General features: G+C 72.6%; 17 protein-coding genes. 11 read left to right on the top strand and 6 right to left on the bottom strand.

Annotation, left to right across the window (positions count from 1 at the left end):
• Positions 1-206 precede the first annotated feature (206 nt).
• The 4 genes from Q9S71_RS03310 to Q9S71_RS03295 are packed head-to-tail and all read left to right on the top strand — an operon-like array spanning position 207 to position 7,341.
• Positions 207-2,438 carry a beta-galactosidase gene (locus tag Q9S71_RS03310; protein ID WP_311860487.1) on the top strand — a complete coding sequence of 744 codons (2,232 nt, stop codon included), beginning with the start codon at positions 207-209 and terminating at the stop codon, positions 2,436-2,438.
• A complete protein-coding gene (locus Q9S71_RS03305) occupies positions 2,435-4,906 on the top strand; it encodes a family 78 glycoside hydrolase catalytic domain (protein WP_311860485.1) in 2,472 nt (823 codons plus the stop codon). Before Q9S71_RS03310 ends, Q9S71_RS03305 begins: the two co-directional genes overlap by 4 nt.
• Before the next feature lie 18 nt (positions 4,907-4,924).
• On the top strand, positions 4,925-5,971 hold the full coding sequence (locus Q9S71_RS03300) for a LacI family DNA-binding transcriptional regulator (RefSeq protein ID WP_311860484.1): 1,047 nt from the start codon (positions 4,925-4,927) through the stop codon (positions 5,969-5,971).
• A complete protein-coding gene (locus tag Q9S71_RS03295; protein WP_311860483.1) occupies positions 5,968-7,341 on the top strand; it encodes a hypothetical protein in 1,374 nt (457 codons plus the stop codon). The genes Q9S71_RS03300 and Q9S71_RS03295 overlap by 4 nt, the downstream gene beginning before the upstream one ends.
• On the opposite strand, the gene Q9S71_RS03290 is transcribed toward Q9S71_RS03295, so the two are convergent.
• From Q9S71_RS03290 to Q9S71_RS03275, 4 genes are read right to left on the bottom strand one after another with little or no spacing between them, the layout of a single operon-like run.
• Positions 7,331-8,116, bottom strand: a complete 786-nt coding sequence (locus tag Q9S71_RS03290) for a glycosyltransferase family 2 protein (RefSeq protein ID WP_311860482.1) — start codon at positions 8,114-8,116, stop codon at positions 7,331-7,333. The two genes, Q9S71_RS03295 and Q9S71_RS03290, sit on opposite strands and share 11 nt — an antisense overlap.
• A 35-nt stretch (positions 8,117-8,151) precedes the next feature.
• On the bottom strand, positions 8,152-9,147 hold the full coding sequence (locus tag Q9S71_RS03285; protein WP_311860481.1) for a glycosyltransferase: 996 nt from the start codon (positions 9,145-9,147) through the stop codon (positions 8,152-8,154).
• Positions 9,144-10,250, bottom strand: coding sequence for a glycosyltransferase (locus tag Q9S71_RS03280; protein WP_311860480.1), 1,107 nt, complete (start codon positions 10,248-10,250; stop codon positions 9,144-9,146). Before Q9S71_RS03280 ends, Q9S71_RS03285 begins: the two co-directional genes overlap by 4 nt.
• Positions 10,247-11,368, bottom strand: a complete 1,122-nt coding sequence (locus Q9S71_RS03275; protein ID WP_311860479.1) for a glycosyltransferase — start codon at positions 11,366-11,368, stop codon at positions 10,247-10,249. Before Q9S71_RS03275 ends, Q9S71_RS03280 begins: the two co-directional genes overlap by 4 nt.
• Positions 11,369-11,494: 126 nt before the next feature.
• On the opposite strand from Q9S71_RS03275, the gene Q9S71_RS03270 reads away from it, so the two are divergent.
• The 4 genes from Q9S71_RS03270 to Q9S71_RS03255 all read left to right on the top strand — a co-directional run bounded on the left by Q9S71_RS03270 (position 11,495) and on the right by Q9S71_RS03255 (position 16,590).
• Positions 11,495-12,529, top strand: coding sequence for a hypothetical protein (locus Q9S71_RS03270; RefSeq protein WP_311860478.1), 1,035 nt, complete (start codon positions 11,495-11,497; stop codon positions 12,527-12,529).
• Positions 12,529-13,776, top strand: coding sequence for a glycosyltransferase family 2 protein (locus Q9S71_RS03265; protein WP_311860476.1), 1,248 nt, complete (start codon positions 12,529-12,531; stop codon positions 13,774-13,776). Before Q9S71_RS03270 ends, Q9S71_RS03265 begins: the two co-directional genes overlap by 1 nt.
• A gap of 534 nt (positions 13,777-14,310) precedes the next feature.
• Complete coding sequence (locus tag Q9S71_RS03260) at positions 14,311-15,378, top strand: Gfo/Idh/MocA family protein (RefSeq protein ID WP_311860475.1); 1,068 nt, start codon at positions 14,311-14,313, stop codon at positions 15,376-15,378.
• Positions 15,379-15,408: 30 nt separating this feature from the next.
• Entirely contained in the window at positions 15,409-16,590 is a 1,182-nt protein-coding gene (locus Q9S71_RS03255; RefSeq protein ID WP_311860474.1) for a DegT/DnrJ/EryC1/StrS family aminotransferase, read from the top strand.
• 228 nt (positions 16,591-16,818) lie between these two features.
• On the opposite strand, the gene Q9S71_RS03250 is transcribed toward Q9S71_RS03255, so the two are convergent.
• Positions 16,819-17,439: a WecB/TagA/CpsF family glycosyltransferase gene (locus Q9S71_RS03250; RefSeq protein ID WP_311860473.1), complete on the bottom strand. Its 621-nt coding sequence runs from the start codon at positions 17,437-17,439 to the stop codon at positions 16,819-16,821.
• Between the two features lie 709 nt (positions 17,440-18,148).
• On the opposite strand from Q9S71_RS03250, the gene Q9S71_RS03245 reads away from it, so the two are divergent.
• Both Q9S71_RS03245 and Q9S71_RS03240 read left to right on the top strand, forming a co-directional pair.
• Positions 18,149-18,802 carry an LPXTG cell wall anchor domain-containing protein gene (locus Q9S71_RS03245; protein WP_311860472.1) on the top strand — a complete coding sequence of 218 codons (654 nt, stop codon included), beginning with the start codon at positions 18,149-18,151 and terminating at the stop codon, positions 18,800-18,802.
• Positions 18,799-20,547, top strand: a complete 1,749-nt coding sequence (locus tag Q9S71_RS03240) for a DUF4012 domain-containing protein (RefSeq protein ID WP_311860470.1) — start codon at positions 18,799-18,801, stop codon at positions 20,545-20,547. Before Q9S71_RS03245 ends, Q9S71_RS03240 begins: the two co-directional genes overlap by 4 nt.
• 232 nt (positions 20,548-20,779) lie before the next feature.
• Here Q9S71_RS03240 and Q9S71_RS03235 read toward each other — a convergent pair whose 3' ends face one another.
• Positions 20,780-23,239: a helix-turn-helix transcriptional regulator gene (locus Q9S71_RS03235; protein WP_311860469.1), complete on the bottom strand. Its 2,460-nt coding sequence runs from the start codon at positions 23,237-23,239 to the stop codon at positions 20,780-20,782.
• A 342-nt stretch (positions 23,240-23,581) separates the two neighbouring features.
• Here Q9S71_RS03235 and Q9S71_RS03230 point away from each other — a divergent pair, with 342 nt between their 5' ends.
• Complete coding sequence (locus Q9S71_RS03230; protein ID WP_064003688.1) at positions 23,582-23,884, top strand: DUF1540 domain-containing protein; 303 nt, start codon at positions 23,582-23,584, stop codon at positions 23,882-23,884.

Below are 23,884 nucleotides of genomic sequence, written 5' to 3'. Positions count from 1 at the left end.
CGAGCCCACCTGCACGGTCACGACGCGACCTGGAACGGACAGTGGATGCTTCGCACCGAATCTCCCTCGACCGGCACCACGATGGCGCGGACTAAAAACGTTTCAAGCCGCGACGATAGAACGTTCCCGAGGGGCTTGTCAACGAGAAACTAAAACCGGTTTTAGGTTAGGGTGGCCACGCCTACCGCCGCACGAAAGGGTGCCCTGTGACAACGACTGTCGCCACGACTCTGATGGCCGAGGTCCAGCCGTGGACAACGCCTCTTCGCCCGCATCCGATGACACCCGCCGCCTCGACAGGCCCGGGCCTCACCAACCGCTACCTCACCCGGGACGGTGCCCCGTACTTCCCGGTGTCGGGTGAATTCCACTTCACCCGCGTCCCGCGGAGCGAGTGGGACCGGCGGCTGCGACTGATGCGCAACGGCGGACTCACCGCCGTTGCGGCGTACATCTTCTGGAACCACCACCAGCCGCGTCCCGACGACCCGCCCGCCTTCGACGACACCCGCGACGTCGCCGGCTTCGTCGACGCGGCCGCCCGCGCGGGGTTGGACGTCATCCTCCGCGTCGGACCGTGGTGCCACGGCGAGGTGCGCAACGGTGGATTCCCCGATTGGGTGCAGCACGCGGAGGTCGCGCACCGGACGGACGACCCGGCCTACCTGGCGCTCGTACGGCCGTGGTTCGAGGCGCTCGGTGCGCAGCTCGCCGGGCGCCTGGGAGAGGGAAGCCCGGTCATCGGCATCCAGATCGAGAACGAGCTCTACGATCAGCCCGGCCACATCACGACGCTGAAGACCATGGCCGTGGAGGCGGGGCTCGTCGCCCCCCTGTACATGGCGACGGCATGGGGCGGTGCTCAGCTGCCCGCGCACGAGGTGCTGCCCATGTTCGGCGGGTACGCCGACGGCTTCTGGGTCGACGCCGATGCGCCGTGGGACGACACGTTCCGCGAGCATTTCTTCTTTACCCACGTCTGGGACGATCCCGGCATCGGTGCCGACGTCCGCGCTGCGCACGACACGCAGGCCCCGGCGGATCGGCGACCGCCGAGTGACGAGTTCCCCGCCGTGACCTGCGAGCTGGGCGGGGGAATGGCCACGGCCTACCACCGTCGACCGGTCCTCGACGCGGCGGACATCGCCGCGGTGGCCAACGCGAAAATCGGTAACGGCTCGGCGTGGCAGGGGTACTACATGTACGCCGGAGGTCTGAACCCGGGTCCCGGGCTGCAGGAGTCGTTGGTGACCGCCTATCCGAACGACATGCCGGAGTACGACTACGACTTCCACGCTCCCATCGGTGCGGCCGGTCGACCCACCCGCACGCATGCTCTGCTGCGGACCCAGCACGCGTTCCTCCGGCACTTCGGGTCTCACCTCGTGCAGATGCCGTCGACCCTCCCCGACTCCGGTCCTCGCGATGTGCGCGACGGGTCCACGCCGCGGTGGGCGGTGCGATCGGATGGCACGACCGGCGTCGTCTTCGTGAACTGGCAGCAGCCGCACGACACGCTCGATGACATCTCTTCCATCCGATTCCACATCCGCACACCCGAACGGGACCTCGTGTTCCCGGATGAGCCGATCGGGATCCCGCGGGGCACCGTCGCGCGCTTCCCGTTCGGCCTGTCGGCAGGGCAGACGCTCGTCGATTGGGCCACGGCGAGTCCGCTGGCTCTCCTCGACCGCCCCGGTGGCGGTTCGGTGCTGGTCCTGCTCGCGCACGAGGGGATTCCGCCTCGCGTCCAGATCGGAGGCGAGGTGCGGGAGGCGACGGGCTCGACGTGGGCGTGGGTCGTCGGCGACGACGCCGTCGTCGTCCTCGCCTCGGAGCACACCTTCGACGTCTGGCTGATCGACGATCAGCTCTATCTGAGTCGCGACGAGCTCGACGTCGACCCCGAGGGAGTCATCGCGTGGGCTCGGACGGGTGACCCCGTCCGCCGGTTCGACCTCGACAGCCTCCGCGTGCGCACTCTTGAGCCCACCGGCCCCGATGTCCTCGCGGCGCGCGACCTGGCCGTCGTCGCTGGAGCGACGGGCGCGGGGCCCGCCGCGACCTACGGCGCGCGCGAGGGCCGGGCTGCGGCACCGGGCACCCAACGCGTCATCGAGGATGGTGACGAGTACACGGTGGAGGTGCCTGCGGATCTGCGTGCGCACGCGCTCGAGGTGACGATCGACTGGATCGGCGACGTCGCGGTCGTCCACGCCGACGGAGTCATCCTGAGCGACCGCTTCTGGGACGGCACGCCGTGGACCGTCCGAGTGCCGGCGGGCACGTCGCGGTTGACGCTCCACGTCCTGGGCTTCCACCCCGACGCGGCCGTCTGGCTGCATCCGGTCGCCCGCCGCAGGCTGGCCGAGGCCCCTTCCCACGGGGTGACGTCGGTCAGGGCGCAGGCGGCCGATCAACGACGCCGACACCGATGACGCCGCGCGCGTACGCTCTCAAAGCCGGCGGGTGGACCGATCCCGTCGGCATCCACAGTCCGACTCCGCCCCTGTCGTGGCGGGTGGGCGGCGCTGCGGGCGACCTCGAGGGGTTCGTCGTTCGCCTCGCGGGTTCCCCGGACGAGTTGCCCGCCGCTGCCGGGCACCCGGTGCCGGGCGCCTTCTTCGAGTGGCCCCGGCAGCCCCTCAGCGACGGCGAGGTCGTGTACTGGCAGGTCGGCACGCGGGCGGAGGGGGGCATCAAGTGGTCGGATGCCGCACGGATCGAAGCCCCGGTGTGGGATCTGGGCGCCGCAGCCGCGATCACCCACCCCGCGTGGGTCGACCCCCGCGCGGATGTCGGGATGCCGGAGCTCGCGACATCGCTGCTGATCGACGACACGGTCACCCGCGTGCTCCTGTCGTTCACCGGCAACGGAGTCGTCGTCCCGCTCGTCGACGGCAGGACGGCGATCGCGGGGGAGTTGGAGCCCGGGTACGCGCAGCCCGGCAGGAGTACCCCCGCGGTCACGTGGGACATCACCGAGGCCCTGCCGCCGGGTGAACGACGACTCGCCTTGGCACTGGGCGGCGGGATGGCCTACCTGCCGGATCTGCCGGGCCGTTACACGAAGTACCTGCGTACCGATCAGTCGCTGTGGGTGCGGGCACTCATCCAGATCTGGCGCGTCGACGGAACTCGGGAGACCGTCGTCACGAGCGCGGACTGGGACGCCCGGTCGTCGGGGACGACGGTTGCGCACTGGTACGGCGGGGAAGTGGATGACGGGCCGGGCGGCGATGCATGGACGCCGGCTGTGGAGGTCGCCGCGCCGCCGCACCACTGGCGAGCCGCGCCCTCGGTCAGGGTCGTGGCAGAACTCGACGGCACCCCCGTCCGCGACCGGGGAGGGAAGCAGCAGTGGGACTTCGGTGTGAACACCGCCGGCCGGCCCCGGATCACCGTCCCCGGCGACGAGGCGGCCACGATCACACTCATCCCCGGTGAGATCCGGGGGACAGACGGTCGGGTCGATCAGTCGACGACCGGTTCGCCCATCTGGGACAGGGCCGTCCTCGGACCGGCGCGCCGGTCGTGGTCGCCACGATTCGTCTATCACGGAGGGCGGTACCTCGATGTCGAGGGCGCTCCAGCCGGCACCACGGCGACGTGGCAGGTTCTCCGAGCCGGGAACGAGTCCCTGCTGCGGTTCTCGAGTTCGTCCGACTTCCTGAACCGCCTGCACGGTGCGGTCGATCGCGCGGTGCAGTCGAACATGTTCACCACGTTCACGGACTGCCCCCACCGCGAGAAGCTCGGCTGGCTCGAGCAGCAGCACCTCTGCTTCGACACGCTCACATACGGCTACGACGTCCGTGCGCATCTCACCGACGCCGTGCGGCAGATGGTCGCCGCGCAGACGCCGGAGGGGCTCATCCCCAACATCGCACCCGAGCATGTCGTCTTCGACTACTGGCCGCACAAGGGCGACATCACCGCCTTCCGCGACGACGTCAACTGGGGGCGCGCGATCGTCGAGGTGCCTCTGCGGCTGCACGAGCAGTACGGCGAGGTCGCCGCCGCCCGGCTGGCCTGGCCCGCCGCGCAGCGATACCTGTCCTATCTGCAGACCCGGGAGGAGGCGGGGCTGCTGCGCCACGGGCTCGGCGACTGGGTGGAGATCGACGAGTCGACGCCCGTCGAACTGGTGGCGACATGGGGGTACGCGAAGGCGCTCGACGGCGCCGCGGCGCTCGCGGGGCTCCTGCACCACGATGACGCCCGCCGGGCCTACTCGGCGCACGCCGACCGGGTCTGGCGCAGGTGGCGGCAGGAGTTCCGTGACGAGGACCCCGGCTCCTGGGGCTCCGGGAGTCAGGCATCCCTCGCCCTCGCTCTCGACTCGCGCGCAGTCCCTGATGAAGAGCGCGCCTCCCTCACGGCGGCGCTCCTGACTGCCGTCCAGCGGGCCCGGAACTCGTTCACCGTGGGTGAGATCGGCCTCCCCGCGCTCGTGCGGTCCCTCAGCGCGGCGGGTCGCGACGATGTCGTGATGGACGTCATCTCACGCACCGACGTGCCGGGGTACGGTCGCCAGCTCGCGCGCGGCGCGACGGCGCTCCCGGAGTCATGGCACGGCTCCGACGGTGAGGCGGGCGTCATCTCCCAGAACCACTTCATGCTCGGAGCCATCGACGGATGGATCATCGGCCGTGTCGGCGGGCTGCGGCGGCACCCGGACGACGTCGGCTGGCGGCGGGTCGTCGTCGACCCCGCCACGGTGCCCGGGGTCGACCGAGCCGCCGTGCGCTACGAATCGCCCTTCGGGATGTACGAGGTGGCGTGGGAGAGGAGCGCGCGGGGTTCGGAGCTGACGGTGACGGCACCACCCGGCTCTAGGGTGGAGATCGCCCGCCCCTGGCAGTGGGGGGAGATCTCCACCACCAGGATGATGCAGCGGCGCTGACGGCGGGAAGGACACGACATGACGGACCCCGTCTACACCGCACCCCGACGACGGCGGCAGAAGAACACCGTGACGATCCAGGACGTGGCGACACGGGCGGGGGTGTCGATCGGCACGGTCTCGCGTGTGCTCAACGACCGGAACTGGGTCAAGCCCGAGACCCGCGCGCGGGTCATGGACGCGGTCGCGTCGACGGGCTTCGTCCCCAATGCCCGCGCGCGGTCCCTCGTGACCCAGCGCGCGCAGAGCGTCGCGCTCGTTCTGGGTGTGGAGCCCACGAAGCTGTTCGAGGATCCCAACTACGCGCTGATCCTCGAGGAAGCCACCGACGCCCTCGCGGATGCCGACTACTCGCTCGTGCTCCTGACAGCGGCGACGGGTCCCGCCCGGGAGCGGGTGTCGAGATACCTCCGTGCGGGGCACGTCGACGGTGTGCTGTTCATCTCGCCCGCGGAACCGACGATCGACCCTCTCGTCGCCTTCTTCCAGGAGGGGCATCTCCCCGTCGTCGTCTGCGGCAATCCCTTCAGCGAGTCGGTCGGTCTGCCGATGGTCTATGCGGACGATGAGACCGGTTCCCGCGCGCTGGGCGAGCATTTCCGCGCGTCGGGACTGCGGCATCCGGCCGTCGTCGCGGCCTACCCGCACACCTCCGGGCCGGCTGAACGCATCGGCGGGTTCGCCGCGGGTTACGGCGACGGGCCGATCCACGTCCAGTCCGCGATGGAGTACTCCCGGGCTGCGGGTCGTGCGGCGGCCGTGGAACTCCTGCAGAGCGGTCGGACACTCGACAGCATCTTCGCCACCTCCGACCTCCTGGCGCTCGGCGTCATCGATGCGCTCCACGCGGCGGGTCTTGCGGTGCCCGGGGACGTCGCCGTCGCCGGATTCGACGACTCGTCGGCGGCGACCCAGGCGGAGCCCGCCCTCACGACGGTCCATCAGCCGGTGTCGAGCGTCGCCCGCGTGATGGTCGAGGAGATCCTCGGAGCCATCGAGGGCGACACTGCTCGTACCCGGGTCCTGGCGACCGACGTCGTGCTCCGAGACTCGACGCGACGGTGAGCGGAATCCGCGCTCGGGTGGATTTCCGCTCGCCGAGCAACACCGATGCGAATCCTCTCCTCTTCGGCGTCGCCAACGAGCCGTCACGCGACCACGCCGCGGATGTGTACCCGCTGCTACAGGCGGCGGGTATCCGCTTCCAGCGGGGCACGATCCACACCAACCGTCTGTTCGCAGACACGCATCCCCGCGCGACCCTGGCGCAGTGGAGGTCGGGTGATGCGTCGCTCATCGATCCCGACACCTGGGACTGGGGCGCGCTCTCCTGGCTGACGCGGGCGAAGGATGCGGGCATGCGCACGCAGCTGAACATCCTCCACACGCCCCCGTGGCTGTCCCACAACGGGCGCGAGACAGGTCTCCCCGTCGACTGGCGCGTGTGGGAGAGCATCGTCGAGCAGATCCTGCGGCGGTGGGGGACGCACATCGACGAGGTCGACATCCTCAACGAACCGCTCACGCCGGCGATGATCGACATCGACGGCAGCGCGTTCGCGACGGCCGAAACCGCCGCCGTGGAGGTCTACCTCCACACGTCGCGCGCGATCCGTCGTGTCGACCATCACGTGCGGGTCGGTGGTACAGGGGAGGATCGGCGAGGCGGCGATTTCGGCAGCATCGGTCCCCTCCTGCGTGACGGACGCATCCCGGCCGGCGATCTGCAGTTCGCGAGCTACCACGTCTACGACCCACACCCTGCCGACCACCTGCAGCTCGACGCGCTGCGCGACTTGTTCCACGGGGCCGGGCGGTCCCTGCCTGCGGTGTACCTCAACGAGTGGAACATCGATTGGCGACCGGATGCCGCGCAGCCGGAGATCGCGGGAACCGCAGCCTGTGCCTATGCCGCCGGCGCGCTGATGATGCTCGCCGAGGTGCCGGGTCTGACGGGAGCCGCCTTCATGTCCGCGCTGCCGTGCAACGTCGACCTCCACCCCGATCAGAACTACGACGGCCGGATCGCGCAGGGCATCTACGACTGGCACGGCGACCATGCGACGCTGCGGCCGCAGGCGGACGCCTTCCGCTTGCTGAGCATCGAACTGGGTCTCGGAGCCGGCGCTTTCATCACCTACGAGAGCGCGTCGCCCACCGGCGTGCAGGTGCTCGGTGTCCGCAACAGCGCGGGGGAGCATGGGCTCGCGGTCGTCAACCACGGCGGGGCCGAGATCGACCTGGTCGTCGAGGTCCGCGGTCTCGCGGAAGGGGGAATCGATACCTCGACCGGGCGTCGCAGCGACGGGCGCGGCGTATCGCGCGCCTCGGCGGAGGAGATCTTCGCCTCGGCGGAGGGGATCCGCTTCCGGCTGCTCCCCGCGTCCGTGGCCGTCGTTCGGTTCGGCGACGGGGGCGTCGTCGCTACGGCCTGACGGGCCTGTCCGCCGCTGCCGGCGTGCGTCGCCAGCCGTCGGCATCCCTTGTCACCGCGCCGCCCTGCTCGAAGGCGGTCAGCCAGCCGGTCATGGGCCACTCGCCCCAGCGGCCCGCGAACAGCGCACCGTTGCGGAGGATGTCGTCGAGGTGCTGCCAAGGCGGCGAGCTCGTCGGGTGGTACTGGTGGTAGGCGTGGGCGCCCCCCGTCCACACGAGCGGGACCTCACGCGCGCGCAGACGGAAGGCGAAGTCGGTGTCCTCGCCGCCGTACCCCTCGTAGGCCTCGTCGAACCCGCCGGTCCGGCGCCACGTCTCGGGTGTGAGGGCGAACGACAGCGACCAGAACAGCGAGTACTCGTCGGCTGAGGCGGTCCGCTCGGCCCCGCCGGCGGGCATCGGCCGTGCCGGATGGGGAGAGGTGAGCGCGACGAGGTCTGCGGGGTCGGATGCCGAGACGCCCTCCGCGAGGTACGTCACCGGCCCGCACAGCACCGCCTCGGGGTGTCGTCCGGCGGCCGCGCGGTAGCGCGGGACCAGGTCGGGACCGGGCACGCAGTCCGCGTCGAGGAAGATCAGCAGGCGGGCCTCGCCCGCAGCGGCCGCTCCCGCGTTGCGGGCGGCGGCCAAGCGCAGCCCGGCCGGCCCGGGCGGCACGCGCAGCACGGTGTCGGCCTCCAGCGCCGGCGGATCGTCGTCGCCGATCCAGATCACGATGCGCCGCAGGTCGGGCACTCCGGCGAGGGCCCGCAGCTGCGCGCGCAGATGTGTCACGCGAGGGGTCGAGCAGAGGCTCACGACCGCGACCGTCATCGCCGTCCCCGCATCGTGTCGATGATCGCTGCGGCGGCTCGTCCGGGTGCCCCGGCGACCTCCCACCGCTCCCACTCGGGCCGCGCCGACGCCGCGCGGTCAACGAGTTCCGGCCACTGCGCCGCTGTCGGCCACTGGTCCTGCACCTGCGCGAGACCGGCGCGGTGCAGGGCGCGACCCGTCTCGCGCTGCTCGTCGAACGGTCGGTCCTGGGGCACCACGATCGCGGGCGCCTGCGCCGCGGCGAGGTCGGCGATCGCGTTCTGGCCCGCCCACGAGACCACCACGCCGGCGGAGACCAGCGCCGACCACGGGTCGTCCGCCCAGGCACTGCCGCCGAGGAGCCGCCAGGGACGCCCGGTCGCCTTCTCGGCATCCCGGATCGCCGCCGGGCCCACGATCGCATCGCCGCCTCCCGCCAGCAGGACCACCTCGTCAGAGCGCCCGCGCGAGGCGGTGCGACCGGCGAACCGGCTGATCCCGCCGGTGTGCACGACCTTCTCACCGAGCGCTTCGAGGTGCGGCGGTGAGAGGATGCCGCGAGCCCACGGCGCGAGGACGGTGTCGGCGGCGGCGAACCCGAGCAGATGGGGCCGGTCGACGCGGTGCCCCGGCTGGGTCACGACCACGGTGCGCAACCCCAGCAGCCGCGCGAGCAGAGTGATCTCGACGGAGGTGTCCACGACCATCCCGTCCCAGCGGCCGTCGACGGCCGCCGCTGCGATGACCGACATACGCGAACGGTGACCCGGGTGCCCGATGGGAGCCCAGTGCAGCATCCCGGCCACCGTCGGATCGATCGGCGCCCCAGCGTCGTCGTCCCGGTCGAGCACCGTCCATGTCCAGCCGGACGGCAGGCCGGCGGGGGCCGCGAGCGTGCTGAGGCAGTCGACCTCCGCCTCGAGGTGAGGAGCGATCGCCAGAAGCCGGGTGAGGTGTCCTCGCCCGTGGTGATGCACGTACCAGCCGAGCCGGGGGCGCCTGTCCGTCACGCCGCGGTCTCCGTGGCCATCATCCCCGCGTAGATCGTCTCGAGCGCGTCGATGCGTGCATCGAGGGAGAAGCGTCGGCTCGCCGTCTCGCGCACGACCTCGCGGAAGGCGGCATCCCTCCCGCTCGGCAGCATCGCGCCCGCACGCTTCGTCATCGCCGCGACGTCGCCGGCGGCCACGAGCTGCATGCCCATCGTCGCGGCGGCGATCTCGGGCACGCCGCCGACCGCGAAGCCGACCACCGGCGTGCCGCACATGAGGGCCTCCGGCCCCACGAGTCCGAACGGCTCCGCCCACGCCGGCGTCGCCAACGCGAGTCCGCTGCGACCCACGAGCTCGGCCAGGGGACCGGGTGAGAGCTCGCCGACGTAGTCGATCCCCCCTCCGACGAGGGGGAGGAGGACGTCGCGGGCATAGTCCTCGTCGCCGATCCGCCCGGCGATGATCAGGCGCCGGCCGAGGCGGCGGGCGACGTCCACGGCGACATGCGGGGCCTTCTCGGGGACGATCCGGCCGAACCACACGAGGTCGTCGCCCCCGGGGCCGAGCGGCCACGCGGCCGGGTCGACGCCGTTCGGCAACAGCTGCGAGGGCACACCCGCGGCATCCCACTGCCCTTTCGTGTGCGAACTCACCGCGAGGAACCGTGACCCCGCCCCTCCCGCGGCGACGTGGGCGGCCACGGCGGCGGCCTCGACCGGCGTGTGCAGGGTCGTCACCATCGGCACGCCGAGGGCGCTCGCGCGGCGCAGCGGCAGGGGGTCGAGGCAGTGGTTCGAGACCACGTCGTACCGCTCGGGATGGCGGGCGATCCCGCTGAGCGCACGGTCGAGCGCCGGGGCGCTCTCGCGGTGGTAGCTCTCGGGCCACGTCTTGTCGGTCGGTGCGGCATCGCCCGGCCACACCACCGGCGGCAGCCGGAACGCCGCCTCGTCTGGCAGGAAGTCCGACCCCTCGGGGGCGATGAAGGTCACCTCGTGCCCGCGACGGCGGAGCGCGTCGACCTCGGCCCAGACGGCGGACTCCAGACCGCCCGCGTGCGGGCGCCGGATCGGGAAGCGCAGCGGCGCGATCACGACGATGCGGAGCGGACGGGCGCTCACGCGGTGCGGCTCTCGAGCAGGTGCCGGTAGAGCTCCGCGTGACGCTCGGCGATCGCGGCATCCGTCACGGCGCGCAGCGCCCGGCGCTCGTCGACGAGGGCGTCGCGCGCGGCGCTCGCCGGGCGCGCCGACGGGGCGACCCACAGGCCGGCGAGGGCGCGCGCGAGCTCCGCGGCGTCGCCGGGCGCGAACGAGGCGACCGTGTCGTCGGCGTGCTGCTCGGCGAAGAACCCGATCCGCGGGGCGGCGACCGGGACGCCCAGGTCCCAGCACAGCTCGAGCCATCCCGAGTGCGTGCCGTGCCGGTAGGGCAGCACGCACGCGTCGAGCCTCGCGAGGGCCGCGAACAGCTCGGCGTCGGCGAAACGCTCGTGCTCGACGAGGTCGAGGACAGCGGATGCCGCGCACAGCGCGCGCACCTCGGCTGCGGCATCCGCATCCCGCACCCGACGGTGCAGACGCACCTCGCCGCGGACGTCGTGGCCCGCGTCGCGCAGGGCGGTGAGCGCGGCCTCCAGCGCCCGGACCGTGCCCGGTCCGTCGACGCTCGGCCGGAGGTCCTTCAGATGCACGCCGACGACGCGGCCCGCACCGAGCGCCGGTTCGATCGCGGCGGATCGCGGCAGGACCGACGGATGCGGGATGACGGTCGCGTGCCGGCGCCAGCGCTCGCGCACCGCGCGGGCGGCGCCGACCGTGAGGGTCGTCACCGCGTCGGCGCCCGTCACGAGCTCGTCGAGCTGGGCGAGGTAGCCGGAGTCGTCGGTCAGCTGCGGGTGCTCGAGGTCGTGCAGCGTGTAGACGACGGGCCAGCCGACGGCGTGGGCGGCCTCGAGGCACGCGGTCAGGTGTCCGGGCGGGAACGACTCGGTGCCGAAGTGGATGTGGAGGAGCGATGCGGCATCGGCGTGCGCACGGATCCAGGTCGGGTCGAGGGCGGCGGGCGGCCACCACACCGCGGGGTCCGCTCCGGGGGCGACGGGGTCGGGGAGCACGCTCACACGCGGATCCGCCGTCGTCTGCCGGACGTACGGGTGGCCGGCGGGGACCGAGACGATCGTGATCGCTCCGGTCCTCTCCGCACCCGCGGGGGCGACGATCGGCGTGCTCGTGTCCACTGTTCTCCCTTTGACGGCGTCGCGCCGACCGAGAAGTGGGTGCGCGGGAACGCCCCGACCGTAGGCGCGTCATGCGTCGGATCGAGGGGGCTTGACCTCGCCCCCCCGGGCGGATAACCATGCCGGGTGATCTCCGCGCCTCCGCTCCTGCTCGTCCTCGGTCCGGAGGGGCACGGTGTCACGCGGTACGGCGACGATGTCGCCCGCGCCGTCGGGGCCCTCCGTCCCGGCGCGCGGACGGTGCGCGTCGCGGACGTCGCCGCCGGCGACCGGGCGCTCGCCGGGCTCGACGCGGGTGCGCGCGTGCACCTCCACGCCACCGACCGCCTCTTCGGCAGGACACCCGAGGACGCCGCCGACGTCGTCGAACGCTGGGCCGAGCGGATGCGGCTGACCCTCACGCTCCACGACGTGCCGCAGCCCTCCGACGGCACGATGTTCGAGCGCCGCCGCGCCGCCTACGCGCGGATGGTCGCCGCGTCCGCCCGGGTCGCCGTCAACAGTCGTCACGAGCAACTGCTCATGGACGAGTTCCTGCCCGGCGTCGCCCGCGCCGAGGCGATCGCGCTCGGGGCGCGCACCGGCATCCCGCCGTCGCACCCCGGCGACGCGACGCGCGACCTGCGCGTCCTCATCGCCGGCTTCGTCTACCCCGGAAAGGGTCACCGTCCCGCCGTGGTCGCGGCGGCCCGGGCCGCCGACGAGCTCCGCCGCCGGGGCGAGGACGTCGGCGACGTCGCGGTGCGCGCGATCGGCGCGCCGTCGCGCGGCCACGAGGAGGACGTCGTCCGGTTGCGGGCGGATGCCGCCGAGCTCGGCGTCGCGTTCGAGGTCACCGGATTCCTGGGCGACGACGCCTTCGCCGCCGAGCTGCTCGCCCCCGGCATCCCCCTCGCGGCGCACGAGCACGTGTCGGCCTCGCGGTCGATGCTGGACTGGGTCGAGGCGGGCCGCCGCCCGCTGGTCGTCGACTCGCGCTACGCCGCCGAGATGGATGCGCTCCGCCCCGGCACGCTCGCCCGCTACGCCCCCGACGAGCTCGCCGCCCGCCTCGTGGACGCCTGGCTCGATCCGACGTCGACGCGGCTGGCTCCCGGTGCCTCGCTCGCGCCGACGCTCGACGACGTCGCCGCGTCGTACCTCGCCTGGTGGGCGGCCTGATGCCGGAGGGCATCGCCCTGCCGGGCAACCGCTGGGACCTGCTGGACGGACGGGAGGCGACACCCACCGTCTCGGTCGTCGTCGCGCACTACGAGCAGCCCGCGCAGCTGGCGCGGTGCCTCGCAGCCCTTGCAGGCCAGGACCACCCCCGCGACCGCCTCGAAGTGATCGTCGCGGACGACGGCTCGGCCGTGCCGCCGCGGGTGCCGGCGGGCGTCCGGCTCGTCCGGCAGGCCGACGAGGGATTCCGCCTCGCCGCGGTGCGCAACCTCGGCGCGGCGCACGCGACGGGGGAGGTGCTCGTCTTCCTCGACGCCGACACGGTCCCCGAGCCGGGCTTCATCCGTGAGCTGACGCGGATGCCGGGGCTCGCCCCGGACGTCGTCGCGGTCGGGCGACGGCGCCACGCCGACCTCGCGGACGCTCCCGCCGTCGCCGACGTGCGCGGGGTCGTCGCGGGGCGGGAGCTCCCCGAGCCCGCATGGCTCGCCGACGCCTACCGGTGGTCGCGCGACCTGCTCGACGCCGACGACCGCAGCTACCGGCATACCATCGGCGCCGTACTCGCGTGCTCGCGGACGATGTTCGCGGCCGCCGGCGGTTTCGACGAGTCATTCCGGGCCTACGGCGGGGAGGACTGGGAGTGGGCATACCGCGCGTGGCTGCGGGGAGCGGTGCTCGCGCACGTGCCGTCCGCGGTGGCGTGGCACGATGGTCCGGATGCGGGTGCGCGCGAGGGGACGGGCCAGGCGGACCGGAACGCCGAGGCGATGCTGTTGTCGGAGCTGATCCCGGTGCCGGGCTCGCGACCCCGCGGGCTGCCGACCACGCGGGTCGACATCGCCGTGACCGCGCCGGAGGGCGCCTCGGAAGCCGCCGCGTTCGTGAGCGTCGACTCCGTCGTGGCGGCGGTGCCCGGATCCGCCGCCGTCGACGCCGCGGACCTGGCCGCAGGGCGCGGCGTGCTCGACCGGGTGCGGCTGCACCTCGAGATCGTGCGACCGGTCCGCGCGGGCGCGGGCCTTCACGCGGTCGTGGAGCGGGTCGCCCAGGAGGGCCTCGGCGTCGCGAGCCTCACCGGTGCGGACGGCGCGGTGCTCCTCCGCATCCGTTCCCTCCGGGCCGCGGCGCGCGAGGCACGCTGGCAGCGGGACGACCTGTTCCCCCGCACGACGGAGACCGCGGACGCGGTGCGCGAGGTGGTCGGCGAGCCCGATGTCGCCGCCTACCTCGGCGGGTGGGGCTGAACACCCACGGGATTCACAGAGCGGGTCGCCTTGTGCCCGCCGCCCCCGTCTGGTTTCATAGCCGCGGGGACACCGGTCGTGCCCGCCTGGGGAGGCGAGCACAACGGCGACGAGTGGGATCGTCGACGGCGCCGGTCTACCGTCCGCACCTCTTGCTCGGGGTGTGGGCGTTGTGGGGGAGAGCATGGGGACTGCGGGGACACTCGGCGTACACCGGACGGGTCCGACGCGCATCGACGCGCGTACGACCGCCGCGCGACCGCGCCTCGCCACGGCCGTCCGGACGCCGTACGCCGCCCCGGTCCTGCGAGCGCCGCGCGTCGCCATCCGATTGACGGCGCGCTCCGAAACACTTCCGCAGCTCTGCGCCCGCTCGGCGACCGCAGTGCGGGCACATGACGTCGCGGACGGCCCTCGGAGGGTCGCCGCGAGACGACACCGGTGCGGCGGCGATCGCCCCCACCGGTGGACGGCGACAGCCGTCGGGGGGCGCTCGTGGGGAGCGTGATCCGTGGGGGGAATCCGGGGGACGAAGTGAAGAGACGACTGAATGTCGCCGTGATCGGCGCGGGATATTGGGGGCCGACCCTGGCGCGCACGCTGCGTGCCAGCCGTGAATGGAGCCTCGCCGCCATCTGCGACCTCGACATCGACCGCGCGCGCCGCGCCGCGGACGCCGTCGGGGGTGCCCGGGTCGTCCCCGAGCTCGATTCCGTGCTGGCCGACCCGCAGATCGACGCCATCGCGATCGCGACGCCCGCATCGACCCATCACGAGATCGCGATGGCCGCGCTCGAGGCCGGCAAGCACGTGCTGGTCGAGAAGCCGCTCGCCGACACCCAGCAGCGCGGCGAGGAGATGGTCGGGCGGGCATCCGAACGCGGCCTCGTGCTGATGGCCGACCACACGTCCTGCTACACGCCCGCGGTGATGAAGATGCGTGAGCTGATCGCGAGCGGCGAGCTCGGCGACATCCTGTTCATCGACAGCGTGCGCATCAACTTCGGTCTCGTGCAGCCCGACGTGGACGTCTTCCGCGACCTCGCTCCGCACGACCTGTCGATCATGGACTTCGTGCTGCCGGGTGGCCTGCGGGCGACCTCGGTGTCGGCGCACGGATCCGACCCGTTGAACACCGGCAAGTCGTGCATCGGCCACCTCGCGATGCCGCTCGCGGGCGGGGCGATGGCGCACGTGCACGTCAACTGGCTGAGCCCTACCCGTACGCGCCGCATGGTGATCGGGGGCACCCGCCACACCCTGGTGTGGGACGACCTGAACACGCAGCAGCGGCTCACCATGTACGACCGCGGCGCGGACGTCGCATCGATCTCGCGCGCGACCGCGAAGGAGCGACGGGAGGTCAGCATCCCGTACCGGGCGGGCGCGACCCGCGCGCCGGCGCTCGAGGAGCGGGAGGCGCTCACGCTCGTCGTGAGCGAGTTCGCCGCCGCGATCCGTGAGAAGCGCGCCTCGCGCACGAGTGGCGCGTCCGGGCTCCGGGTGCTGTCGATCCTCGACGCCGCCGCGGGCAGCCTGGCGGCCTTCGGTGCGCCGCATCCGATCCCGCACGCCCGCTCCTCTGCCGTGGTGGCGGCATGAGCCGGTCGCGCCGCCACGGGCGGGCCCACCATGGCTGAGTGGGAGATCGGCGTCGACGCCCCCTGGCTGGGCCAGGCCGAGCTGAACGCGGTCGCCGAGGTCATCGCGAGCGGCTGGGTGGGGCAGGGCCCGAGGGTGGCGCGCTTCGAGCAGGACTTCGCCGGTCTCGTCGACGCGAACTACGCCGTTGCGACCGCTAACGGCACCGACGCCCTGCATCTCGCCCTGCTCGTCGCAGGGGTGCGGCCCGGCGAGGACGTCGTCGTCCCGTCGTTGGCATTCATCGCCACCGCGAACGCCGTGCGCTCGGTGGGGGCGACACCGGTGTTCGCCGACGTCGATCCGGTCACCGGGACCGCGACCGCTGCCACGGTCGAGCGTGCCCTCACCCCGACGACGACCGCGGTCATCATCGCGGACCACGGGGGCTCTCCCGTCGACCTCCAGAGCATCCGCGACGTCACGGACCCGCTCGGGATCGTCGTCATCGAGGACACCGCCGGCGGTGTGGGCTCGACCTGTCTCGGCCGCCCCGTCGGTGCCGCGGCCGAGATCGCCACCTGGTCGTTCGACGGCCGCGCGATCCTGACGACGGGTGACGGCGGCATGCTCACCACGACGCACGCGGCCTGGGCGGCGCGGGCGCGGCGGCTGCGCGAGCACGGCATGATCACCCCGTCCGCCGATCCGCGTCCCGGCTCGGTGCCGCCCGCGGAGGAGTACCGGGAGGTGGGTGGGGATTCGCGCCTGACCGACCTGCAGGCCGCCGTGGGGATCGTCCAGCTCGGTCGCCTGCCCGAGATCGTGCGCCGCCGTCGGCAGATCGCCGACCGGTACCGCGACGGCCTCCGGGGCGTGCGGGGGCTGCGTCTCGCGGCGGACCCCGCGTGGGGAACGGGCAACGTCGGATCGTTCTGGGTCGAGGTCGAGGACGCGTATCGGGTCGACCGCGACGGACTGCTCGCCGCGCTCGCCGCCGCCGGCATCGCCGTGCGACGGGGCGGCTCGGCGATCCACCGCCACGCGCCGTACCGTGCGCTGACACCTCCCGACGGGCTTCCCGGGTCGGAGCGGTTCGCCGATCGCACGCTCGCCCTGCCCGTCTCGCGCACGCTCACGGCCGCGCAACAGGATCAGATCGTGGCGATCCTGCGCGACCCGGGCGCACCCGCGCTCGCGAACGCGCAGACGGTGACGCGCTCGGGTCGCTGAGCGAGGCGCTGCCGTCGCTGAGCGAGGCGCTGCGCGCTGCGGTCGCCGAGCTGGGGCATCCCGCTCAGCGCCGGGCGCCGCGGTGCGTCGCGGGCTGGCGGTCCGTGGCGCGCTCAGGCGGCAGAGCGGTCGTGGAAGAGCCGGCGCTCGGGCCGCGCCGGCTGATCCACCAGGCGGGCACGGACGGACGGGGGGGAGGTCCGGCCGTGCCCGCGTGCGGGTGACGGTTCATGCATCATGAGGAGCCGAGGATCGGCGGACGGCCTGAGAGGCCGGGGGTCCCTCGACGAGGTACCGCTTCGCCCATCGCTTCGGCTCGAGCGCGAGCCGCCACATCTTGTCGAGTCGTCCGCGCGCGCCGTCGGCGAGGATGCGCGGGACTCGATCGGTCAGAAGATCGCCGAGTGCGTCCACAGCGATCAGGGCGCGTGCGCCCGTCAGTTCGCCGTAGGTGCCGATCCAGTCCGTCTGCCGGTGCGTCTGCAGGCAGACGACCACGAGGTCGGCCTCGGCGTTCCGGATCTGTTCGGCGATGTCGAGGGAGGTCTCCCGCGATCGGATCGCGGGGTGCACCGGCGTCCAGTGGCCGATGAGGGCCACGCCGGGTCGGTCGGCGACCATGCGCCGGTGGAGCTCCTCGCGCTGGGCGGCTGAGCCGCCGACGACGGCGACGCGCCAGTGTTCCGCGTCGGCATGCTCCAGGAGGGCGCCGGGCGTCAGACCGCCGGGCGTCGAGCGCTCGCGCAGACCCTCAGCAGGGTACGAGGCGACAGGCGATGCCGGCGACGGGGTGCGGCGCTCAGCGACAGCTGCGGAGTGCGGCGTGAGCGCGACGAGGCGCAGGTGCATCAGCGGACCGCCCTGGCGGTCGGGGTGATGCCGCCGGAGACCGTGGTGCGGCCACGGCTCCGGCGGCGATCACGCGGGCCCCGGAGTGCCTCGCGCACCGATGGTCTCGTCGGATCGACGAGCGCGTCACGCAGACGCGCACCCCTGTTCCGTTCTGTCCCCATGAACGTTCCATCCCCCGAAAAACATCGACGCAAGTGTGGCTCGCGTCCCCCGATGTGCGGATCCGATCCGCGATTCCCCGTGTGCGGCGCCGCCCCCCAGCGACACCGCTCGATGCACCGACCCCTCGGCGCACCCTCCTTCTCTTCCCCCAGAGAACCCCGCCCACCGCCCCATACGGTGTGCGGAGTAAGGGCTCTTCGCACGAGTTCGATGCGCGAACGAAGACGTACGAAGAGCCCAGGCAGATATGGGTACGGCCCCCAAGCTCGCCCCCACTCCTTCTGCTGCCGCCATGTGCCGTGTCGACTCCCCAAAGCCTCTGCGGCGGCGATATCGGAGACGCTACAGGTGACGACGGTGTCCACCAATAGGGGGACGAACCTAATCTCTTGTCCCCCAGATGGGGGACAAGTAGGGAGGGGGATTAGGGGGTTGCGGGGCAGAACACGGGAGGTCCGCCGGCGGCATCGGCGGTAACGTGACGGCTGAACAACGAGCGAGCGCCCATCCGAGGCGCCGCCTCGTCGCCTTTGGGGAGGCAGACATGTGGGGGGAACTTTGGCGCGCCGCGATCGTGGGCGCCGTCATCGTCGGTGCCGGCTCGGCACCGGCATTCGCGGCCGACGGGTCGTACGTCCCGAACACTCCCGACGAGTCGGGACTGAACGGGTCGGTCGTGCAGTCGCTGTGCGTCCACCAGGCACCGGCGATCGACTACTCGATCGTCCGTGTGGATGCATCGGCGGCTGCACGTACCGCGTCGGCGCCGTCCGCCGAGCTCGTCATCTCCGGGGACGGTCACCAGCTCTCGGTGCCGCTCACGGTGGACGACGCCGGTGAAGGGCACGGCACCGTGCTCTGGCCGGGCGTCGAGGTCGACGGCGACGGCACCGTCGAGGCCCTCCCCGGCTGGGTGCGCTCCGGCGATCAGTGGACCCCGCGCGACGACGCAGCGGCGTGGACCACGGGGGCCGTGACCGCCCAGCTGCGCGTCGGCGATGAGAGCATCGCCGTGCCGCTGGCCTACCCGGGCTACTCCGACACATGCGCCACGCCGACGGGGGTCGCCTCGAACGGCACTCCCGGAACCCTGGCATTCACGGGCGGGCAGTGGCCCATCGCGGCCGCCGTCGGTGGCGCCGCCGCCGTCGCCGGAGGGCTCTTCCTGATCGCTCGCCGCCGCCGGGTCGAGTCGTGACGAGGCGCCGTCGACTCCTCTGGGTCGCCGGCGCTCTCCTCCTCCTCGGCACCGTGGTCGCCGTCGTCCATGTCGGGCGATCCGCCTGGGACCTGCAGCAGGCCCTGACGGCTGCGACGGAGGATGCCGCCGTCGCCACGACGGCCGTCGCCGAGGGCGACATCGACGGAGCTGAACGCGCGGCATCCCGACTCGTCGCCGAGATCGCGCCGGCGATCCCCGACGATCCGGTCTGGTCCGCCGCCGAGGCGATCCCGGGGGTGGGTGCGAATCTCTCGGCGGCGCGTCGCGCGGCGACCGCGATCGTCCGAGTGGGCGAGGAGGTCGCCCCGACGATGTTCGAGACGGCGCGGCGACTGACGGATGCCGACGCCCCCGCTGCGGTCCACGCCCTGCGCGAGGCCGCCCCGGCGCTGAGTCGGGCGGCCGCCACGCAGGACGACATCGCGCGCGATCTGGCGGGCATCGACCGTACCGCCCTGATCCCCCGGCTCGCCGACGGCGTCGAGCGCGTGACCGATGCCGTCGACGATCTCCGGACGGCGATGGACGGAGCCGCGCAGGCTGCCGAGCTGGTCCCGGCGATGCTCGGGGCCGACGGCGACCGTCGCATCCTCATCGTCCTCCAGAACACCGCCGAGCTGCGTACCGGCGGCGGCATCACCGGGACGTTCCTCGAGCTCCGGGCGAGGGACGGCGTGCTCTCGCTCGAAGCCCAGCGCGACTCGTCGGACTTCTCGCCGTCCGACAAGCCGCTCGGCACCGTGCCTGCCGCCGAGGTCCGAGCGCTCGGGGACGGCATCGGTCGGTACGTGCAGAACACGTCGATGACCGCGGACTTCGGTGTCACGGCGAACCTCGCCGCCGCGTGGTGGCAGAGGTCGGGCGGGTCGGCCCCGGATGTCGTGGTGTCGATGGACCCCGTCGTCCTCGCAGCGATCCTGAAGGCGGTCGGCCCCGTCGAGACGCGATCGGGTGCGCTCGATCAGTCGAACGCGATCGACCGACTGCTCGTCGAGCCGTACCGCACCCTCGATCAGGACGCGCAGAGCCGGTACTTCGCGGATGCCGCGGGGGCCGTCTTCGCGGCGTTGACCGAGCGCGCACGCCCGCTGACGCTGGTCACCGCGCTCGCCGGCGTCGTCGAGGAGGGGCGCATCTCGATCTGGAGCCGCGACGCGGAGCAGCAGGCGGTTCTCGCCGGCACGGCGTTCGCCGGTCCGCTCGCCCGCCTCGACGCGGCCGGTCCGGATGCGTTCGCCGTGTACTTCAACGATGCCACCGGAGGCAAGCTCACGCCCTACCTGACCGTCGGGCTGGAGACCCGCTCGGGTGTCTGTCGCGCCGACGGCTTGCGGGAGGTCGAGGTGGCGGTCGACCTGGGGAACACCCTGGCGGCGGCGGATGCGTCGTCGCTGCCCCTCAGCGTCACCGGCGGCGGGGCCTACGGCGTGAAGGCGGGAAACATCGCGCCCACGGTGACGGTGGTGACGCCGCGCGGCTGGTTCGCCGGCGGTGTGACGCTCGACGGCGCGCCCGTCGCATCCGTCGATGCGCAGGACGACGGTCGTCTCTCGGTCACCCAACGGGTCGAGCTGTCGCCGGGAGGATCCGACGTGCTGACCTTCCGATTCGTGGCCGGTCCCGACGTGAAGACGGACGGCGCGGAGCCACGGCTTCTGCACACGCCGCTCCTCGCTCCCGTCGATGTGCGCTCGGGTCGGATCGGTTGTCCGGACGCCTGATCCACGTCGTTCACCTCAAGATCCGGCGTCATGCCTGTTCCGGCGGTGCGCTTTCCTCTAGCATGTGAGAGCCATCCCCCATCGGTTGCCGAACCGTTCCCCAAGCGGTCTCGACGCGTACTGTCCCCAAACTTGCGCGTCTCCGGCGACCTGGATGGTTTCGCGGACCCTCTCCCGCCGCAGTCCCCACTGAACTGGCCGGAGGGGGTCCGCTCTTCTCGAGCGGTCCTCGTCAGCGGCTGCCGCCCGCGTCGGTGGCGCCGTCGTCGGTGCCGACGATCGCCTGCAGCTTGGCGATGAGGTCGGTGCGCGAGGTCGCGCCCAGTCGGCGGCGAATGCGCGCGATGTGGTGCTCGGCCGTCCGAGGTGAGATGAAGATCGCCTCGCCGATCTCGGCATACGTCATGCCGCTGAGCACCAGGCCGGCGACCTCGCGCTCCCGGGCGCTCAACAGCCCGCTGTCGCCGAGGGCCACGTCGTTGCCCGAGACCCCCGGTCCGGCGTTCGGGTGCAGAGCGCGGGCGAAGGTGCCGAGGCGAGTGCCGGCGCGGCGATCGCGGGAACGCTCGGAGAGCGAGATCGCCAACCGTGCGCCCTCCCAGGCGAGCCCCACCTCGGCCAGGCGCGAGGCGATCTGCTCGATGCGATCGATGTCGCCGTCGTCGACGCGGCTGCGCGACCACTCGCCGACCGCCACCGACAGGGTGGCGGCGAGACGGGAGCCGCGTGCCGCGGCCGACAGCGCGCGCGCAGCATGCGCCTGTCCGTGCGCATCCCGTGCGAGCAGCGCCCGATGGTAGGTCGACCAGTGGAACGGCGTCGACCACATCGACGGGTCGCCGAGACCGCGCAGGATGTCCGTCAGCGCCTCGATCGCGGGCAGGACGCGCTCCGAGTCGTCGAACAGCGGGGCGGTCTCGATGAACTCGCGCAGCGGGTGCAGCAGGTAGAGGTCGGGTTCGACATGGCGGACGTCGTCCCGCACCCGCTCCCACAGCGCACGCAGTTCGTCGAGCGACCCGTAGCGCCGCACGTGCGCGAGCATGACCGAGTCGCGGACCAGCACTTCGCGGCTGCTCAACGGCAGGGCCGAGGCGTCGACGTCGGCGAGTCGCGCCGCGGATTCCTCCGGATGCTGCCGGTGCACCGCGACCCACGCGGCCCACAGAAGCAGTCGCGAGCGGGCCCAGGGGCCGCCGTGCTCCTCCATCAGCGCATCGGCGAGGAGGTTGCCGGCCGTATCGAGCTCGCCGATGTTGATCGCGCCGATCGCCGCGATGACGGCGGGCAGCTCGGGCACAGGCCCGTGCTCGTTCGAATCGCCGTACGTCGCGCTGGCCCGGATGAGCTCGTTGAAGGCGGTGCCCGTCGCGGCGGCGAGGGATGCCGCGAGCCCCCGCAGCAGCTTCACGTAGGCGACGTGGAGGGTGGTCGGGATGCCGCTCACTCCGCTGTCGACGATGCCGAGCGTGTCGTGCATCGGCCTCGCGTCGCCGGTGCCGAAGGCCGAGAGCGCCCCCTGCGCACGCAGGACGAAGTCCGTGGTCGGTTGGGCGCGGTAGGTCGCGGCGCTGGCGCGGAGCAGACCGCGGGCGCTCCACGCCGAGCCGAGGATGCGCAGGGCCTCGTCGCCCTCGTCCCCGGTGGCCCCCCGGACGATGGTGTCGACGAGGGATGCGGCCTCGTCGACATCCCCGCGATGCCAGGCCATCCGAGCCTTGCGGATCGCGATGAGCGGCGCGTCGTCGCCGGCCGCGAGCGCGGCGTCGTAGAGCTCCGTGGCGCGCAGCGGATCGTAGCCGGCCGCCTCGTCGGCCTGGCAGCGAAGGGCGAGAGCCAATCGCGGGTCCAGATGGCCACCGAGAGAGGTGGCGATCTCGGGGTCGAGGGGCGAGAGCGGGGCGGTGTCGAGCAGGTCGATGAGCTCGGCGACCGGGGTCATCCGGGCGACGGTCGTCCGGACGATCGGCACGGGGCGCCCGCCGCGCAGCAACAGTCCCTCGGCGTGGCCGCGGGCGAGCGACTCCGTGGCCGCCCCGTCGATGATGGGGGGCAGGTCGTCGCCTGCGAGGCTGGCCAGACGCACGATGCGCGCTGTCTCGCGGTCGAGGGTGTCCAGCCGCAGGGCGATGACTTCGCCGACGGCGCGGGCGACCCGTTCGTGGGAGGGGTCGTGGCAGAAGCCGTCGCCGTGCGCGGCGAGCGCCTCCTTCACGAGCCAGGTGACGGATGCCGCCATCTGCACGATCGCGCCGACGCAGCCGGTGTCGATCGAGCGTCCGGCTGCGGACAGCGCGCGGAGGACGTCCTCGGTGTCCACCTGACCGAGGGCGAGGGCGGGGTGCGACTGCTCGATCCGTCGGATCAGCGCCGTCAGGGTCGGCGTCCACGGCCACGGCCGACAGGCGAGGACGAGCCCGGCGCGCGGGTCGTCGAGCGAGGTGTTCAGCGCGTGCGCCTCGTCGTCGGAGAGGAGATGGCCGTCGTCGATGATCCGCGTGTGGGGGAGGGTGGGGAGGCGATCGGCGATCTGCGCGAGCAGCGGCGACTTGTCGGAGCCCGCGGGACCGATCACGACCAGGCGTAGCGGTCGGTCCGGCTCCGAGAGCGCCGTCTCGACGTGGCTGAGCGCGAGTTGAGGCCACAGCGGGAGGGCGGGCGGAAGGTCGGCGGACAATGCAGCGAGAGCCATGCGTACCCTTCTCCCTCCGTCGGGACGAGCACTCCGCTTTCTCGCGCCGGCCGCCTCGCGCCGATGTTCCTCGTCGCCCGTGTCGGGATTCGGGTCCGATCCGGGCTTTCCGCACGCTGCGGAATGCAGGGAATCTACCAGTTCCGCGCTTGCCGGCGGTGCCCGATGTGGAAATCGACAGCCTGTGATAGGCCTCGCGGGCCACGCGAGTCACGACCCCGAGAGGCGAGGCTCACCTAACTTCGAAAAGGCGACTGATCGGGCAGATTTCTCGCGACTAAGGCTGTCCAACCTCCGGGGGTCGCGGAATACCCTCGAACCACCACGACCCTGGAGGCTTCCATGAGCATGACCCTCGACGACCTGCCCCGCGTGTCCGAGTGCAACGCCCTCGGCTGCTCCTACAACGACCACTCGCACTGCCACGCCGCGGCGGTGACGATCGGCGGCGCCCCCGGCGACGCCGAGTGCGCGACCTTCATCCCCCTCGGCACGAAGGGCGGACTCGACAAGGTCGTCAGCCACGTCGGCGCCTGTCAGCGCTCGGAGTGCGTCTTCAACTCGTCGCTCGAGTGCACGGCATCCGCTGTCCGCGTCGGACCCGGAGCCGAGTCCGCAGACTGCCTCACCTACCAGGCGGCCTGA

It is taken from the genome of Microbacterium gawkjiense (assembly GCF_031932225.1).
GTDB lineage: Bacteria > Actinomycetota > Actinomycetes > Actinomycetales > Microbacteriaceae > Microbacterium > Microbacterium gawkjiense.
Note: the sequence above shows the minus strand (reverse complement) of the source record. Positions and strands in the feature narration are given on the sequence as shown.

Coding starts and splice junctions, on each gene's coding strand:
- Q9S71_RS03305 (WP_311860485.1), top strand. CDS start 2,435: ATGACGCCGCGCGCGTACGCTCTCAAAGCCGGCGGGTGGACCGATCCC.
- Q9S71_RS03300 (WP_311860484.1), top strand. CDS start 4,925: ATGACGGACCCCGTCTACACCGCACCCCGACGACGGCGGCAGAAGAAC.
- Q9S71_RS03265 (WP_311860476.1), top strand. CDS start 12,529: ATGCCGGAGGGCATCGCCCTGCCGGGCAACCGCTGGGACCTGCTGGAC.
- Q9S71_RS03255 (WP_311860474.1), top strand. CDS start 15,409: ATGGCTGAGTGGGAGATCGGCGTCGACGCCCCCTGGCTGGGCCAGGCC.
- Q9S71_RS03250 (WP_311860473.1), bottom strand. CDS start 17,439: ATGCACCTGCGCCTCGTCGCGCTCACGCCGCACTCCGCAGCTGTCGCT.
- Q9S71_RS03245 (WP_311860472.1), top strand. CDS start 18,149: ATGTGGGGGGAACTTTGGCGCGCCGCGATCGTGGGCGCCGTCATCGTC.
- Q9S71_RS03235 (WP_311860469.1), bottom strand. CDS start 23,239: ATGGCTCTCGCTGCATTGTCCGCCGACCTTCCGCCCGCCCTCCCGCTG.
- Q9S71_RS03230 (WP_064003688.1), top strand. CDS start 23,582: ATGAGCATGACCCTCGACGACCTGCCCCGCGTGTCCGAGTGCAACGCC.